This is a genomic window from Ruegeria sp. CDSC054 (assembly GCF_059610645.1).
Window position 1 is genome coordinate 122,970 of the sequence record NZ_JBXWOA010000008.1, and the last position, 16,197, is coordinate 139,166.

At 58.9% G+C, this 16,197-nt stretch carries 17 protein-coding genes; 8 read left to right on the forward strand and 9 right to left on the reverse strand.

What is annotated here, in order from left to right; genetic code table 11:
• Positions 1-13 precede the first annotated feature (13 nt).
• Entirely contained in the window at positions 14-310 is a 297-nt protein-coding gene (locus tag AC2FGC_RS15950; RefSeq protein ID WP_058272576.1) for a hypothetical protein, read from the forward strand.
• Here AC2FGC_RS15950 and AC2FGC_RS15955 read toward each other — a convergent pair whose 3' ends face one another.
• From AC2FGC_RS15955 to AC2FGC_RS15965, 3 genes are read right to left on the reverse strand one after another with little or no spacing between them, the layout of a single operon-like run.
• Complete coding sequence (locus AC2FGC_RS15955) at positions 311-1,048, reverse strand: VOC family protein (protein WP_496726556.1); 738 nt, start codon at positions 1,046-1,048, stop codon at positions 311-313.
• Complete coding sequence (locus tag AC2FGC_RS15960; protein WP_496726555.1) at positions 1,045-1,653, reverse strand: enoyl-CoA hydratase/isomerase family protein; 609 nt, start codon at positions 1,651-1,653, stop codon at positions 1,045-1,047. The genes AC2FGC_RS15955 and AC2FGC_RS15960 overlap by 4 nt, the downstream gene beginning before the upstream one ends.
• Positions 1,650-2,399: an SDR family oxidoreductase gene (locus AC2FGC_RS15965; RefSeq protein ID WP_496782903.1), complete on the reverse strand. Its 750-nt coding sequence runs from the start codon at positions 2,397-2,399 to the stop codon at positions 1,650-1,652. Before AC2FGC_RS15965 ends, AC2FGC_RS15960 begins: the two co-directional genes overlap by 4 nt.
• Positions 2,400-2,531: 132 nt before the next feature.
• On the opposite strand from AC2FGC_RS15965, the gene AC2FGC_RS15970 reads away from it, so the two are divergent.
• The 5 genes from AC2FGC_RS15970 to lpxK all read left to right on the forward strand — a co-directional run bounded on the left by AC2FGC_RS15970 (position 2,532) and on the right by lpxK (position 8,581).
• Positions 2,532-4,055, forward strand: a complete 1,524-nt coding sequence (locus AC2FGC_RS15970; RefSeq protein ID WP_496782852.1) for a DUF2125 domain-containing protein — start codon at positions 2,532-2,534, stop codon at positions 4,053-4,055.
• A 175-nt stretch (positions 4,056-4,230) separates the two neighbouring features.
• The gene (locus tag AC2FGC_RS15975) at positions 4,231-5,577 is read left to right on the forward strand and encodes a TldD/PmbA family protein (protein ID WP_496782854.1); all 1,347 of its coding nucleotides are present in this window, start codon (positions 4,231-4,233) and stop codon (positions 5,575-5,577) included.
• Positions 5,564-6,364 (forward strand): inositol monophosphatase family protein, encoded by an 801-nt coding sequence (locus AC2FGC_RS15980; protein ID WP_496782856.1) that lies wholly within the window; start codon positions 5,564-5,566, stop codon positions 6,362-6,364. Before AC2FGC_RS15975 ends, AC2FGC_RS15980 begins: the two co-directional genes overlap by 14 nt.
• The gene (locus AC2FGC_RS15985; RefSeq protein WP_496782858.1) at positions 6,361-7,596 is read left to right on the forward strand and encodes a 3-deoxy-D-manno-octulosonic acid transferase; all 1,236 of its coding nucleotides are present in this window, start codon (positions 6,361-6,363) and stop codon (positions 7,594-7,596) included. Before AC2FGC_RS15980 ends, AC2FGC_RS15985 begins: the two co-directional genes overlap by 4 nt.
• Complete coding sequence (lpxK, locus tag AC2FGC_RS15990) at positions 7,583-8,581, forward strand: tetraacyldisaccharide 4'-kinase (protein ID WP_496726550.1); 999 nt, start codon at positions 7,583-7,585, stop codon at positions 8,579-8,581. Before AC2FGC_RS15985 ends, lpxK begins: the two co-directional genes overlap by 14 nt.
• A gap of 38 nt (positions 8,582-8,619) precedes the next feature.
• Here the strand turns inward: lpxK and AC2FGC_RS15995 are convergent, their stop codons facing one another.
• The gene (locus AC2FGC_RS15995; protein WP_108861100.1) at positions 8,620-9,282 is read right to left on the reverse strand and encodes a DsbA family protein; all 663 of its coding nucleotides are present in this window, start codon (positions 9,280-9,282) and stop codon (positions 8,620-8,622) included.
• Positions 9,283-9,296: 14 nt separating this feature from the next.
• Positions 9,297-9,803 (reverse strand): DUF721 domain-containing protein, encoded by a 507-nt coding sequence (locus AC2FGC_RS16000; RefSeq protein ID WP_496726549.1) that lies wholly within the window; start codon positions 9,801-9,803, stop codon positions 9,297-9,299.
• 81 nt (positions 9,804-9,884) lie between these two features.
• Between AC2FGC_RS16000 and mutY the strand changes: the two genes are divergently transcribed.
• Both mutY and AC2FGC_RS16010 read left to right on the forward strand, forming a co-directional pair.
• The gene (gene mutY / locus AC2FGC_RS16005) at positions 9,885-10,940 is read left to right on the forward strand and encodes an A/G-specific adenine glycosylase (protein ID WP_496726548.1); all 1,056 of its coding nucleotides are present in this window, start codon (positions 9,885-9,887) and stop codon (positions 10,938-10,940) included.
• A 59-nt stretch (positions 10,941-10,999) separates the two neighbouring features.
• On the forward strand, positions 11,000-12,136 hold the full coding sequence (locus tag AC2FGC_RS16010) for an alkane 1-monooxygenase (protein WP_496726547.1): 1,137 nt from the start codon (positions 11,000-11,002) through the stop codon (positions 12,134-12,136).
• Between the two features lie 84 nt (positions 12,137-12,220).
• Here AC2FGC_RS16010 and AC2FGC_RS16015 read toward each other — a convergent pair whose 3' ends face one another.
• The 4 genes from AC2FGC_RS16015 to AC2FGC_RS16030 form a co-directional block, all read right to left on the reverse strand.
• Positions 12,221-13,603, reverse strand: a complete 1,383-nt coding sequence (locus tag AC2FGC_RS16015; RefSeq protein WP_496726545.1) for an adenylate/guanylate cyclase domain-containing protein — start codon at positions 13,601-13,603, stop codon at positions 12,221-12,223.
• Positions 13,604-13,747: 144 nt separating this feature from the next.
• Entirely contained in the window at positions 13,748-14,851 is a 1,104-nt protein-coding gene (locus tag AC2FGC_RS16020; protein ID WP_496726544.1) for a site-specific DNA-methyltransferase, read from the reverse strand.
• A 92-nt stretch (positions 14,852-14,943) separates the two neighbouring features.
• The gene (rnhB, locus tag AC2FGC_RS16025) at positions 14,944-15,576 is read right to left on the reverse strand and encodes a ribonuclease HII (RefSeq protein WP_496782860.1); all 633 of its coding nucleotides are present in this window, start codon (positions 15,574-15,576) and stop codon (positions 14,944-14,946) included.
• A gap of 111 nt (positions 15,577-15,687) precedes the next feature.
• The gene (locus AC2FGC_RS16030) at positions 15,688-16,161 is read right to left on the reverse strand and encodes a hypothetical protein (protein ID WP_496782862.1); all 474 of its coding nucleotides are present in this window, start codon (positions 16,159-16,161) and stop codon (positions 15,688-15,690) included.
• Between the last annotated feature and the right edge of the window lie 36 nt (positions 16,162-16,197).

A 16,197-nucleotide genomic window follows, 5' to 3' on the forward strand; every position in this document is an offset into this window, starting at 1 on the left:
CCCTACCCTCGTCATGACGAACAGCGATCCGATCTGCCCGCTCTGCAACCGCCCGATCCCGGACGGGGGCGGAAGCCTGCACCATCTGATCCCAAAACTCAAAGGGGGCAAGGGCGGACCCACCGTCCTGCTGCACCAGATCTGCCATAAAGAGGTGCATGCGACCCTGACCGAGGCGGAATTGGCCCGTGAATTCAACAGCGTCGAGGCTCTGCGCGCCCATCCGAGGCTGGAGAAATTCCTGAATTGGGTTCGCAAACGCCCGCCCGGCTTTCGCTCGAAAGTTCCGGGCAAGCGGCGCGGGCGTTGATCAGCCGGGATTAACCGGGTCGCCAAAGGCGTCCCGCGTCGGCGCGGCAAGCCCCCGAAACTCCAACCCGCGATAATCGGGCACATTGGCAAACCTGACGCCTTTGACGTGTTGGAACTCCAACGTTGTGTAGGGGCGTTTCCACAGCCATTCGCGATTTTCCACTGCCCACAAGTCAGCGTGTGGCGGAACATCGTCCGTAAACGCGTAAAAATGCAGATCAAATCCGTATTGATCAATGTCTTGCACCGAAAGCAAACGCATACCGTTGGCGCGGCAAAATGCATCCTCTGCTGCTATATTTCCGGTTCGCAGGGTGATCTGGCCGATACAAGCCTGCGCAAACGGATCGCTCGGATCTGCTGCGTTTAGCGGCCGGTTGCCTTCGAAATCATGCTGAAGCAGCTCGATCGCGAACCCTTCGGGGTCTTTGAGGTGACACATGTACCCGATGTTCAGAAACTGTTTCGGGTCCGAAACCTCAATTCCCTTTTCGCGCAGGAAGGCGGCCGCCAGATCGACATCCGGAACGGTGATGCCGATCTTCCAATAGCGTTGTCCTGTGTCATGGGTGTAGCCCCCGCCGCCGGGCATCAGCAACAAATCGGCGTCTTGCCCGGGATAACCCATGCGCAGGCACACACCCTGGTCCCGAACTGACATACCAAGGACGTTCGAATAGAAATCACTCAACTTTTCGGGATCAGCGACGCGCAGTCGCAAACCAGAGAGCCTCATGCGCACAGCCCGGCGATTCCTGCCGCGATCCTTGGATCGGCGGCGACGCTGTCAGCGACCAGCTCGCGCGCAGTTTGCATAAGGTCATCCGGTGCCACCACCCGATCCACCAGGCCAAAGGCATAGGCCTCATCCGCGGTGATCTTTTGCCCGGCCATCAGGACCAACTTGGTGCGTGACGGCCCTATCAGCGCCGACATGCGCACAGGATCGGACGGTTGCGGCAGAAAGCCCAGCTTCATCACAGGATAGAAAAACTTGGCGGACGGGACCGCAACTCGAATATCGCAGGCCAGCACCATACCGTTCGCTCCCCCAGCCAGGGTTCCATTCAACGCGGCGACCGTCAGGCATGGCAGGGCAGCGATCGCACCCGACAAACGCTCCCATACGTCCGAAGTTGCAAGCCCGGCGCGCGCCTCGTCCAGATCGGCCCCGGCGCTGAACACGCTGCCCGCTCCGGTCAGGATCAACGCGCGTGCCTCGGTGGCGGCTTCGGCAATTTCGGCCAGCTCAGTCAGCATCGCCCCGGTCAGCGCGTTGGCTTTGCCGGGATTGTTCAGAGTGACGATCCACAACCCGTCTTCTTTGTTCAGTTCGATCACGTCAGCCCAACCCTTTGTCGAATATCTTCGCGCCGCAAGGAGATTTCGGTCCCCAAAAATTCATCCGCATCGGACGTGCACATCCACAGCAGCGCCTTCGCTGGCCAGTCGGCAGGGATATGATCGCTCCAGTCCAACTGGCTGACGGCGTTGATACCGCTTGTCTTGATGACCCGTTGCATATCCGTCGCCACGGTCCCCGGCGACAGACCCATGGCGCGGATACCGTGCAACGATTCCTCAAGATGGAGGCATTCCGTCAGCATTTTTGCACCGGCCTTGGAGGCACAATAGTGGCTCCATGCCTCAACCGGGTTCGAGGCCGCGCCTGATGATACGGTCAGCACGGTGCCTCCACCGGCCGCGCGCATGATGGGCAGGGCAGCGCGCATTCCGTAGAACACACCCTTGAGGTTTATGTCGATCGCCTTGTCCCAGGCCGCAACATCCGCGTTCGAAAGATGAAAGATCGGATCAATGACGCCGGCGTTCCCGATAAGAACATCCAAACCGCCAAAGCGGTCGACGCAATCTGCCACGGCCTGTTCGACCTGCGCAAAATCACTGACGTCACATTCCAGTGCGATTGCGTTTTCGCCCAGCGCAGTTGCCAATGCGGCGATCTGATCGCGGCTACGCGCGAGCAGCGCCACGTTCGCACCTGCTGCGGCAAAAACGCGCCCTGCCTCTGCTCCGATGCCCCGGCTGGCCCCAGTTATCAGTACGGTTTTCCCCTGCATTTGGATCCTCTACCTCTATCGGTTTGAAATTGTGTGAATGCTTACCGCGCGAAAGGGTAAAGGGTCCAGTCCTTGCCCCTTGACGCCCGACGCCACAAACACGACGATGCCGGCAAAATTATCTAGAAGGGTACTGTAATGTCCGTTTTCCTTCGCCGCAGTTGCGGTGCTGTTTTGGCTTATGCCGTTATCACACAAGGCGCACTTGCCGACCTGACCTCGCAGGATGTCTGGAATGACTGGAAAACCTATCTGGGTCAGATGGGTTACACCGTTTCGGGCGACGAATCCGTTGCAGGCAATGTAACGACGATTGCCGACATGGCCGTTTCTATGGACCTGCCGGAAGAGGACGCGACCTTCCAGATGGTCGTGCCGGAAATGAGCCTGACGGAAAACGGCGACGGCACGGTCAGCATCGACTTCCCTGACACCTATGTGATGACCGTGTCCGGCCAGGGAGATGGCGAGGAATTCTCGGTCGATATCAACTATTCTGAAACCGGAATGAACTTGCTCGTTTCAGGCTCGCCCGACGAAATGACCTACGACTATTCGGCCGACACGATAGGCATCAAGCTGGATGGTCTGAATGTGGACGGCGAAAAGATGCCCGCTGATGCGTTGGCGCTCAGCCTGAACATGACAGATCTGGCTGGCAGCTCGGTCATGAAAATCGGCGAAAACCGTGAAATTGATCAGAAATTCACCGCGGGTGGGATGACCTATGATATGGCGTTCCAGGACCCGGACAGCGGCGACACGGCCAAGGTAGACGGCTCGATGAGCCAGCTGGCGTTTGAAGGCACAAACGTTATCCCATCCGAATTCGATATCTCGGACCCGCAGGCCTTCTATAAGGCAGGCTTCTCGTTCTCGGGGCTGTTCACCTACGGATCCGGCCAGAACGCGATTGCAGGCACCAGCGAAGGCGAGGCATTCTCGGTCGGAAGCGAATCCCAAGGTGGCAAATTTGGCGCCAGCATCGACGCCGAGCGTCTTGCCTATGACATCGAGCAAAACAGCGCGAAAGTCGCAGTGACGACCGCCGACCTGCCCTTCCCGATTGAAATCGCGATGGAGAATGCCGGGTTCAAGTTTGAAATCCCGGTGCAGAAATCCGAGGAAATCCAACCGTTTGGATTCGCCATGAACCTGACCGACTTCACCATGTCGGATATCCTGTGGAGCATGTTCGACCCAGCAGGCGCCCTGCCGCGCGACCCGGCGACTATTGCGCTAGACACGACCGGGACCGCCAAGGTTCTGTTGAACATCTTTGATCCTACCGCAGTCGAAAACCTGGATGCATCTGACGCCGCACCGGGCGAGTTGCACTCGCTGAAGATCAACGAACTGCTGGTGTCTCTGGTCGGGGCCAAGCTGACCGGTGAAGGCGATTTCACCTTCGACAACTCCAACGTCTCAGAGTTCGACGGAATGCCCGCGCCGACCGGTGTTGCCAAGCTGAAACTGAATGGTGCCAACGCCCTGATCGACAAGCTGATCGAGATGGGTCTGGTGTCAGACAGCGATGCAATGGGCGCGCGGATGATGATGGGTCTGATGGCCGTACCGGGTGACGAGCCCGACACGCTGAATTCGGAAATCGAATTCACTGCGGATGGTCAGATTCTGGCGAATGGCCAACGTATCAAGTAGCACTTCGGGAAGGCGGCATCGCTGCCTTCCCAAACCTTCGCCCGCGGTGCGAACCCTGGCATCGGACGCATCGTGCCGAATTCCCTTTCAATAGATTGCTCAACCAAAAATAGCCGCAGGCCTTGCGAGACCGGCGGTCCAAGGCTAGGTCGAATGCACACAGACCGGAGGCCTCATGACCCGCACACCCGAAGAAATCAGCCATAACCTGCTGGACGCGGCCCGCAAAGCCGGAGCTGAAGCGGCGGATGCCATCGTTCTGGATGGCTCATCGGTATCGGTTGAAGTCCGCAGTGGCGCGCTTGAGCACGCGGAACGGTCCGAAGGCACCGACCTGGGACTGCGTGTGTTTCTGGGCAAGCGGCAGGCGATCGTCTCTAGTTCGGACAGTCGCCCCGAAACGCTGACGGCGATGGCGCAACGTGCAGTGGCCATGGCAAGCGAAGCTCCGGAAGATCCTTTTACGGGGTTGGCCGCGCCCGAACAGCTTGCAAAAGACTGGGATATCGCGGCTCTGGAACAATTCGACCCGACGCCCGAGCCATCAGCAGAGGCGCTTTTGCAGGATGCGCTGGCTGCCGAAGCTGCCGCTTTGGCCATAGAAGGCGTGTCCCAGGTATCGGACGCTGCGGCCGCCTATGGCACCCACCGCGTGCATCTGGCCGCCACAAATGGCTTTTCCGGTGGGTATTCTCGCAGCAGCCGCTCGACCTCTTGCGTGGCCATCTCTGGCGAAGGCACGGGAATGGAGCGTGATTACGACGGCGACAGCCGAACGTTTCAAAACGACCTTCGCAGCCCCGATGAAATTGGCCGCACAGCAGGCGAACGCGCCGTTGCTCTGATTGGGGCACAAAAGCCTGCGACAGGCACGTTCCCTGTTCTGTTTGACGAGCGGATCTCGTCTTCGCTGATCGGTCATCTGTTGGCCGCCAGCAACGGCGCCGCCATTGCCCGTGGTGCATCATGGCTGAAGGACAGTCTGGGAGAGCAGGTGTTGCCTGAGCACCTGTCACTTATCGAAGACCCGCACCGCCCGCGTATCTCGGGCTCTCGCCCGTTTGACGCCGAAGGTTTGCCAACACAGCGAAGGGCCGTTGTTGAAAACGGAGTACTGACCGGTTGGACCCTGGATTTGGCCAGCGCACGGAAATTGGGCATGGCCTCGACCGGGAATGCGGCGCGTGGCGTGTCTGGCCCCCCGTCGCCCAGCAACTGGAACCTGAGCCTGACCCAGGGCACGCACAGCCGGGACGATCTGCTGCGTGACATGGGAACCGGCCTGTTGGTGACCTCTATGATCGGATCGACGATCAACCCCAATACCGGCGACTACTCACGTGGGGCATCAGGCTTTTGGGTCGAAAACGGGGAAATCACCCATCCCGTCAACGAATGCACGATCGCTGGCAATCTGCGTGACATGCTGAAACGGATTATTCCGGCAAATGACGCACGTACGTACTTGTCCCGCGTGGTGCCATCGATCCTGATCGAAGGAATGACACTTGCCGGCACCTGACCTGCAACTGCTGATTGACGCCGCATTAGAGGCCGGAAAGATCGCCACTCGGTTTTCGGGGACAACGGCGCAACGCTGGGATAAACCCGACGGGGCCGGCCCGGTGACCGAGGCTGATCTTGCCGTGAACGCGATGCTTGAGCAAATGCTGCCCGCAGCGCGTCCGGGGTATGGCTGGTTGAGCGAAGAGACCGAGGATTCAGCTGACAGGCTGTCGAAAGACCGTGTTTTCATCATTGATCCCATCGACGGCACCCGCAGCTTTGCCGAAGGCTCGCGGACCTGGGCCCATTCATTGGCCATCGCCGAACAGGGCGAAGTGACGGCCGCTGTGATCTACCTGCCGCTGCGAAACCTGCTATACGCCGCAGCAAAAGGTCAGGGCGCTACGCTCAATGCCGAAAAGATCCGGGTCAGCGAACTCGGTGTGTTGGAAAGCGCCGAGGTTTTGGCCGCGAAACCCAACATGCAGCCGCAACACTGGCGTCAGGGGCAGGTACCCGAGTTCAAACGGAACTACCGGCCATCTCTGGCCTATCGCATGGCCCTTGTTGCACAAGGTCGATTTGACGGGATGATGACCCTCAGGCCCAGCTGGGAATGGGACATCGCCGCAGGTGATCTGATAATACGCGAAGCCCTCGGCCGGTGTTCGGACCGCGCGGGGCTGCCGCTGCGGTTCAACAACGCAATTCCGCGTCTGAACGGTGTGATCGCTGCGGGTTCAGGTGTTTATAGGCTACTGTCGGAACAACTCGAACCGGAAAGCCCTGGAATCGCACCATGAGCAAGCCACGCTCGTTAAGCCTTGCCGCCTATCGCGTGCTGTCCTGGGGTATGCAGAATACCGCCAGCAACGGCGATATTGCGCGCCCCGAGGGCGAGGTTCTGTGGTTGCACATAAATGCGTGGGAACGTCACCGCGCTATTGTTGATTTTTGCCAGCGGTTGCAGCAGACGCGCCCCAATCTGTCGGTGGTTCTGACCGCGCCACCCGATGCAGATCTATCAAGATGGGCCAGCAGCGGATACCCTCTGGTCAACCTGCCCACCGAACAAACCGGGGCGGCGCGCGTGTTTCTAGACCATTGGCAGCCGGATATCGGAATTTGGGTCGGGGGCGGCCTGATGCCCAACCTGATCACACGCGCCGAGGAACGTGGGATTCCCATGATGCAGATCGAAGCACAGGCGGACGTGAAAATCGCGCGCGGCGGCCGTTGGCTGCCCGATATCACAAGATACACGATTGACTGTTTTCAGACGATCCTGTGTACGACACCGGAAATCGTCCGCCAAATTCGGCGATTGGGCATCGCTTCGAACAAGGTGCAAGAGGCACCGCCCCTACATGTCAGCCCAAACCCGCGCTCATGGCCCGAGGACGAGCTGATCGAAGTGAACCATGCGCTGTCTGGCCGACCGGTCTGGTTAGCGGCGTGGGTCCAGGACAAAGAATTCATCTCGGTCCTCAGTGCCCATAGACAGGCAATGCGCATGCTGCCGCGTTTGGCATTGGTGTTGCAAGTGGCCGACATTACAGAAGCCGGGCCGCTGCACCGGCGGCTTGAAGCGATGGATCTGCGCTGTACCAACTGGGATGAAAGCGGGACGATCGAGGATATGACTCAGGTGATCCTCTCCGCCGTGCCTGAGGATCTGGGTCTTTGGCAGCGGGTATCGCCCGTTACCTTCATGGGCAGCTCTCTGGAACGCGGCGCCGGGGGCGCGGATCCGCTGATCGCCACGGCGCTGGGATCAGCTGTGATCCACGGCCCGTTTGTGCACAGCCAACAACAGCTTTACGATCAGCTTGACCGGGCCGGGGCCGCGCGCACGGTCAGGTCCGCCACCGAACTGGGCGATGCAGTGGTGGAATTGTTGGCACCGGATCAGGCCGCCAATATGGCGCTGGCCGGGTGGCAGATCGTTACCGAGGGTGCGCCGCAGGCGGATCACTTGATCGACATGATTCAGGACTACCTGGACCAGCGGAGTGCAGACGATGCGAGCACCTGATTTCTGGAATACCGCGCCAGATCGGCTGGACCTGCGCGCACGGCTACTGGCACCGCTTGGGCGGCTCTATGCTGGCGCTACGGCGCGTCGGGTCGCCTCGGAAACTGGTATTAACCCGGGTGTTCCTGTCATTTGCATTGGCAACCTGAACGCGGGTGGCACCGGCAAGACCCCGACTGTGATCTGGATGATCGAGCAATTGCGCGATGCCTGGCATGAGACACATGTGGTCACGCGCGGCCACGGCGGCTCGCTCGAAGGGCCGGTGCGGGTGGACCCCGGCAAGCATACCGCGGCGCAGGTCGGGGATGAGCCCCTGTTGCTGGCGGCTTTTGCCGATGTCTGGGTCGCCAAAGACCGCGCCGCTGGCGCAAAAGCAGCCGCCGCGGCGGGTGCCACAGTCATCGTGCTTGACGACGGGTTTCAAAACCCCTCGGTGGCGAAGGATTTCTCGGTCATTGTGGTGGACGCATCGCGAGGATTTGGAAATGGACTGTGCTTACCGGCTGGCCCGCTGAGGGAACCGGTGGAAGTCGGATTACGGCGCGCTGATCTGGTGCTGTCCCTTGGCGAAGCTGATGCCCAAATCGAGTTTGCCGAACGCTGGGGGAAAAAACTGTCCGTCCCACATGCGACCGGCGCGGTTGAGCCGCTGCAAACCGGCATGGATTGGAGCGATACGCCTGTTCTTGCCTTTGCAGGCATCGGACACCCCGAGAAGTTCTTTGCCACTTTGCGCCAGCAAGGCGCGACCTTGCTGCGGGCCGAAGCGCTGGATGACCACCAGCCGCTGACACCCGCTCTGATGACCCGTCTTGAAAACGAAGCCCGCTTGTTGCGCGCGCAAATGGTCACCACGGAAAAAGACGCCGTTCGCCTACCCGCAGCGTTTCGCAGCAAGGTCATCACGCTTCCGGTTCGTCTGAAGGTCGATGAGGCGGACAAGATCAGGCAGATGCTTTTGCAGATCGCCCCGTCGCCCTGAAGGACGACCGGCCCGGATTGAGCCGGTCGTAAAAGCAATTAGCTGCCCAGTTCGTCTTCGATCAGCTTTTTGAAGCCGTCATAGGACTGATTCTCGACCGGCTTGCCATTCACGATGAAGGACGGGGTCGCCTGAATACCGTCGCGCTCGGCGTTTTCCTGATACCATGCGACCAGCGTCTGCGCCCGGGTGCCGTCCTGCAGGCAGGCTTCAAGCTGATCATTGTCGATACCAGCCAGACGCCCGATTTTGCGCAGCTCGTCCACGATTTCAGCGGGACCACCGGCTTTGGTCCACTCGGACTGACCTTCATAGATCAGGTCGGAAATGCCAAAGAACTTTTCGGGCCCGCCGCAGCGTGCAACCATCGACGCCCACAGGCCATAGCGGTCAAAGTAGACCTCGCGATAGATGAACTTCACCTTACCTGTGTCGATGAAATCCTTCTTGAGCTGCTTGTACGCTCCCGAGTGGAAATTCGCACAATGCGGGCAGGTATAGGACGCATATTCGATGATCTCGACTGGTGCGTCTTCGGCGCCCAGAGTCATCTCGACGATGGTCGAGGTGTCCAGATCGGCCTCTTGCGCCTCGGCGCTGCTGATCAGCGGATAGGCGGGGTTGGAATTTGACAGCGACAGCCAATAACCGCCAGCGGCCACGGCGACGGCCGCACAAATTCCGGTTGCAATACGGCTCATTTCTCAGCCCTTTCTCAGCGTTTTTGCTTGGATAAAACGTTACGGCCCAGACGTTCAAGAGCTGCGCGCAGATCACCATCGTGAACTTCTTGCGCAGCGCGGTCTGCCTCGGCTGCTATTTCTGGTTCGATCTTGGGTTTAGCTTGTTTCGGCTTGTGGTCGAAACTGGCCTGCCCCTCGGCAAATCCTGTCGGAGCGGTCTGGGTGATGCGCACCCGGCTGATGGCATTATAGCCATAGACCGCGTTCACCTTGCCGCGCAATTGTTCCTTCTGCATCTCCAGCATCGGGGCCTGCGGTCCGGTGGTCAGAACCGTTAGCGTGGCACCAATGCCACCCTTCCCGTAACCCACTTTTACCGGTCGCGCGATAGCGGCCATATCCTGTCCAACGATCTCGGACCAATGGGTCAGCAGGCGTGATACGGCAAAGCCCCGGCTCTCACCGGCGTGCCTGATCTGGTCGTTCAGCAATGTCGCGGTGCGTTTGAACCCGCGGGTCGAAGAACGTCTGCGCTGCATCTGGTTTCCAACTCCTGCGCCGCTATTGTAAAGGGCAGAACAACAGGCGCCAGCGAAACCCGACAAGGAGATAGATAAAACTTGCGTGACTCTGGTGAATTTGACGTGAGCAGTGCGCTACTGGATTGGTACGACCGCCATGCCCGCGAGATGCCTTGGCGCGTAGCCCCAGCCGATCGGGCTGCGGGCGTGATGCCCGACCCCTACCGCATATGGTTGTCCGAGGTCATGCTGCAGCAGACCACTGTTGCGGCTGTGCGCGACTATTTCGTGCGATTCACTACCCGCTGGCCAACTGTCGAAGCGCTGGCGGCGGCGCCCGACGATCAGGTCATGGGGGAATGGGCCGGGCTTGGCTACTATGCTCGCGCCCGCAATTTGTTGAAATGCGCCCGGGTCGTGGTCGAACAGCATGGTGGAACGTTCCCCGATACCTACGACGCGCTCCTCAATTTGCCGGGGATCGGTCCCTACACCGCCGCTGCAATTTCCGCCATCGCCTTCGACCGACCCGAAACCGTGTTAGACGGCAACGTGGAACGGGTTATGGCCCGCCTCTATGACATCCACGACCCTTTGCCCGGTTCAAAACCGCAACTGAAAAAGCATGCGGCTGCGCTTACGCCTATCACCCGACCGGGTGACTATGCGCAGGCAGTCATGGACTTGGGGGCAACAATCTGTACACCAAAATCTCCGGCCTGCGGTATCTGCCCGGTGCAAGCCGCCTGCGCCGCTCGCGCCGCTGGAACGCAATCCGATTTGCCACGCAAGACACCAAAAAAGCCCAAACCCACGCGATACGGCCATGTCTATATAGCCCAAGGCGATAACGGAGCCTTTCTGATGGAACGTCGTCCCGACAAGGGGCTGCTGGGTGGTATGCTGGGCTGGCCGGGGTCAGAATGGTCAGACGGCCCGGCCGAGGCACCGCCCTTTCCGTGCGAATGGCAGGTGCTGCCGGGTGAGGTACGCCACACCTTTACCCACTTCCACCTGATCCTGCGGATCTGGACGACCACGCTGCCGGTCGGCTGGTCGCATGACGATCTGATTGTCATGGACAAACACGCTTTCCGCCCCAGTGACCTACCTACTGTTATGCGCAAAGCGTATGACCTCTGGCGCTCTACGTAACCCATTGTGTGGCATTGCCGGGTGGGGCTAGTCTGCCCACAGTTTCTCGGAGCGAAGCGATGATCGCATCAGACAGTCTGTCACGCTGGCAAGCGGCATTGCCCTTCTGGGTGTCCTTCCTGCTGATCCCCGTCATCTGGCTTACCGCCGTTGCCGGAGGCTGGTGGGTCTTGCTTGTGCCTCTTTCGACTTGGTGGGCGTTTGCAGTTCTGGATCGGTTAACGGGGCTGAACCTTGAAAATGCCGATCCGGCCACGCCGGACGGCGGTCTCAAATGGTACATTCTGCTGACCAAGGCATGGGCCCCGGTTCAGTTTCTTACGCTGTTTGGGTTGCTCTGGTACGCCACTCATACCGATCACCTGTCTGTTTTTAGCAAGATTGGATTGTTCTTCGGGATGGGTGTGATCTCGGGCACCATCGGGATCAACTACAGCCATGAACTGATGCACCAGAAAGGGCGGTCAGAACGTTGGCTGGGTGATATTCTACTGGCCATGGTGCTGTATTCTCATTTCCGGTCAGAACACCTGCTGGTCCACCACCGCTATGTCGGAACACCACGCGATCCGGTCACTGCGCGTTATAATGAAGGGTTTCACCGCTTCTATCCACGCGTTCTGTGGCAGTGCCTTGCGTCCGCCTTCCACGCAGAACGGGACAAGCTCGCGCGCAAGCAACGTCAATGGACCGACCTCGCGAACCCGTTCTGGCGCTATTGGGCGCTTCAGGCGGGTATGCTGGCGTTGGCTTTCGTGGTCGGGGGATGGTCAGGCGTTGCCCTGTTCCTTCTACAAGCAGGCGTCGCCATATGGCAGCTGGAACTGGTGAACTACGTCGAACACTACGGCCTGACCCGCAAACATCTTGGCGATGGCAAGTATGAGCATGTCCAGCCGCGCCATTCGTGGAACGCCTCGCAAAAAGCGTCGAACTGGCTGCTGATCAACCTGCAGCGTCACTCGGACCATCACTACAAACCCAACCGGCGCTTTCCGCTGCTGCAGCATCATTCGGAAGATGCGGCCCCGCAACTTCCCTTTGGCTATCCGGTTATGACCATCACTGCGATGGTCCCACCGCTTTGGCGGCGCATCATGAACCCCCGCGTTCGGGCCTGGCGGCGTCAATATTATCCCGAAGTCACCGATTGGAAACCGTACAACAGATCTCTCAACCCGTTGCCGCGTTCGTGACCGCAGCGCGCGCCCGCGCGCTGCCCGGCCCAACAGAATGACGCGCATCTCTGATGCGTGTCCGATCGGCGGGAGCTGCCCGTTCTACTGCGCCCAGAGATCCATAGTGCCCTGCACCCCGCGGACTGGCTGGTTTTCATGCTTCACGAAACCTGCTGTCAGGTCGGCGGCGTTATTGCCCTCCTGCATCACCTGCGCCCGGACCGCGTCACTCAGCACCACGCGGACACCAAGGTCGCGCGTCATCGCTTCGAGCTTGGCGGAGACATTCACCGCATCCCCGATAACCGCAAATTCCAGTCGGTTCGCTCCGATATCTCCCAATACCACCGAGCCGTAGTGAACACCGATCCCCACGTGAATCTCGGGCTCGCCCGCGCGCCGCCGTTCAATGTTCCAACGATCGATCACGCCCACCATATCACGGGCACAGGCGACCGCGTTGCTGGCATCCAATGGGGTCGGTACCGGTGTGCCGAAGGTCGCCATCAATCCGTCCCCCAGATATTTGTCCAACGTGCCATGATGGCGAAACACTTCGGTTTCCATTCGGGCGTGAAACCCGCGCAAAACTTCAATGACTTCATAGGGGTCGCGCCCGGCAGCGAATTTGGTAAACCCCACGATGTCGATGAACAAAACGGCGATGTCTTCTTTGCGAACCTGCTTGAGCGGCTCATCATTCTGGCTGAGTTCGTCCACGACGTTCGGAGAGAAATATCGCGACAGGTTTGCACGCTCCCTCTCAAGCCCGGCATTTGTCATCAACAATCGATTGAGCCGCCGCATCGAGATACCAAGCGTAACCGCGACCATCAGGAATACGATCACCTGCTGAATACGCTGAGGGACCATGAAACTGTTGGGGTCCAGCAACTCCGCAACATCCGGATACCCGGCCAATGCCTCGAACATGCGCTCACTGATGCCCGGAATTGGCGTAGCGACCCACCAGGCGATGATCCAGCCTACCGTCCACATCGTCGCCGTCCACGTGCCGATTGCCACGACCGTGCGCCACGAATAGGCCAGAGTTCCCGCGGCCAGAATGATGAAGAAATACTGGAAGTTGTCGAACCGGTATTGCATTGCCAGCGGTCGAACATCATCGCTGAACGGGTTCGGCACGATCATCCCCAAAGTCATGATCAGCAAGTCGACGAAGATCAGCAAAAGCTCGACCCGTGACTGGCCCACGCTGCCAGCCCGCCGGATCAACCAACCATTGGCGCAAATCAATAACAGGATGAAGTGATACCACAGAACGTCCCAATGGGGGTTCAGGTAGATCAACAAAATGCCAGTCAGGCCCATCGCTACCCAGCGGGCGCGGACAGCCAGTTCCAACCCTTCGCGCTTGTGCCGTTCCAGCGCAGCCTCGGTGTACTTGTTGTCCAGATCATATTTGTCTGGCTGTGTCACAAAAAACCGCCCAAATCGGGTTTCGCTGGCTGTGGTATCCGACATTGCCAAGGTTCCTTCCGTGAGCAGCAGGACAAGGAATCTCATATCGGAACTGAATGAAGAATAAAACAAAAGACCCCGCCGAGATCGGCGGGGCAAGGCGTAGTGCCTTGTGTCAGGCCACAGGCACCGGCGGTATTCTTGAAATCAGTTGTGCATCTCGGACCGGATCTGCTGACGCAAAACGTCGATCGGCACCGTTTTGCCATCGCGTTTGAAGCACCAATAGGTCCAGCCATTGCATGAGGGCGCGTTTTCCAGATGCGCCCCGACCTGGTGGATCGAGCCTTTGACGTTGTCGCCCACCAGCGTCCCGTCAGCCCGAACCTTGGCCTTGTGGCGTTGATTCATGGAATAAAGTTCTTCACCCGGGCGCAGCATGCCGCGTTCGACCAGCTGGCCGAAGGGCACACGGGGCTCGGCGCGTTTGCTTGCGCTGACTTCCAGCGCTTCCCGGTCGAATTTGCGGACTTTCGAGATACGCTTCTCGGCAACCTTGCGATAGCTTTCCTCGCGCTCAATCCCGATGAATTCGCGACCCAGCATCTTGGCGACGGCACCAGTGGTACCCGTCCCAAAGAACGGATCCAGAATAACATCGCCCGGGTTGGTCGACCCGATCAGGACACGGTGCAGCAGCGATTCCGGCTTTTGCGTCGGGTGTGCTTTGTCGCCGTTTTCATCCTTAAGACGCTCGTGCCCGGTGCAGATCGGCAGAACCCAGTCGCTGCGCATCTGTACGCCCTCGTTCAGCGCCTTCAGCGCTTCATAATTGAACGTGTACTTAGCACCCTCACGCTTGGAGGCCCAAATCATCGTCTCATGCGCATTGGTAAACCGCTTGCCACGGAAATTCGGCATCGGGTTCGATTTGCGCCAGACAACATCGTTCAGAATCCAGTATCCGGCGTCTTGCAGTGCAGTGCCTACGCGGAAGATGTTGTGGTAGGACCCAATCACCCAAATCGCGCCATTGGGCTTGAGCAGACGATGCGCCGCTTTCAGCCATTCGCGGGTGAACTGGTCATAAACACCAAAGCTTGAAAACTGATCCCAGTGATCGTCAACCGCATCAACCTGGCTGTTATCGGGGCGATGCAGCTGGCCTTTGAGTTGAAGATTATACGGCGGATCCGCGAAAATCAGGTCAACCGACTCCGCAGGCAGACTGTTCATCACATCGATGCAGTCGCCAGATAGAATCGTGTTTAAAGGGAGCGTTTTCACGCCCTTTTTGGTGGTTGTTGTCATTTTACTGCCTCAAGTATCCACGGCACTTTTGCGCTCATTTGGTTGAGACAAGGATGAGTCAAAGTCGATTCGCCGTCAATTTCTTTTTTGAATCAGCGGCTTACGATTTGCTCTTGATACAAGATATTGTGTACCGGCTTGAATGAACGCCTATGATGTGGGGTCACACCAATATTTTGCAGCGCTTCCCTGTGTTGTTTTGACGGATAGCCTGCATTCTTCTCCCACCCATAGCCGGGATGCTGTTGCGCCAAATCCACCATCAGTTGATCGCGCCAGTTTTTGGCAATGATAGAAGCCGCCGCAATCGACACGGAATGCGCATCCCCTTTGACCACCGCCTGCGCCGGGATCGTCAAACCCAGCGGGATCATGTTTCCGTCAATCAGCAGATAGTCCGGCGGAGGATCAAGGGCCGCAACCGCTCGTTCCATCGCCAGATGCGAGGCACGCAAGATGTTGTGTTCGTCAATCTCGGCAACCGAAGCATCGGCAATGGCGAATTCCGCGCGGTCGCGAACCGCGATATCCAAAACAGCCCGTCGTTTCGCCGTCAGTTTCTTGGAATCGTTCAGCCCCTCGGGAATATCTTCGGGGTTCAGGATCACTGCCGCGGCAACCACAGGCCCGGCCAATGGTCCCCGGCCCACCTCATCCACACCGGCAATGCGCAGATATCCTTGCGCCACTGCCGCCTGTTCAATCGAATAATCTGGCGTTGTCATACCAACCGAAAACCGCGTTTCGCGCCCCACCGCAAGACAAAAAAGAGAGGGCGGCTTGCGCCACCCTCTCCTGCGCGGCGCTTCTGTGGCGCCGCTCCTGCTCGAAAGTGATTACTTGTAAACGACGCGGTATCCCTTCTGGCGCAGGCATGCGGGTTCATATGCCCGCTTCACCTTATTGCCGTTCCAGAATCCGACCTTGCACTCTCGCGGCAGGCTATTGGCATGTTTGTAGTGCTTCTTGAGGCACTTCGGCGCCAGAAGCGGATGATTGTTCGAATACGTATTGAATGTGCGCAGACATTGCTGCGGCAGATCATACCGCGCCACATGCTGCGGCAGGGGGCGTACCGGGTAGCTAGGCTGCGCTACATAAGGTTGGGGTGTGTAGGTCTGTTGACGCGTTGTTCTGGTCCGGTTCTTGCGTTTTTCTTGGTTATAGTAGTGGACCCCTGCCCCGATGATCGCAATAGCGGCAAGCCCGCCAAGGATGTCCTTGGCATCCGCAGCCCGCGCCTGCGAGGCTGAGACGCCGGTGATGGCAATGGCAGTGGCAACGATAAGAGCGATGAACTTCCGGTGCATGATGCGTGTCCTTCCTGGTGTTTCGGGGCGATCCGA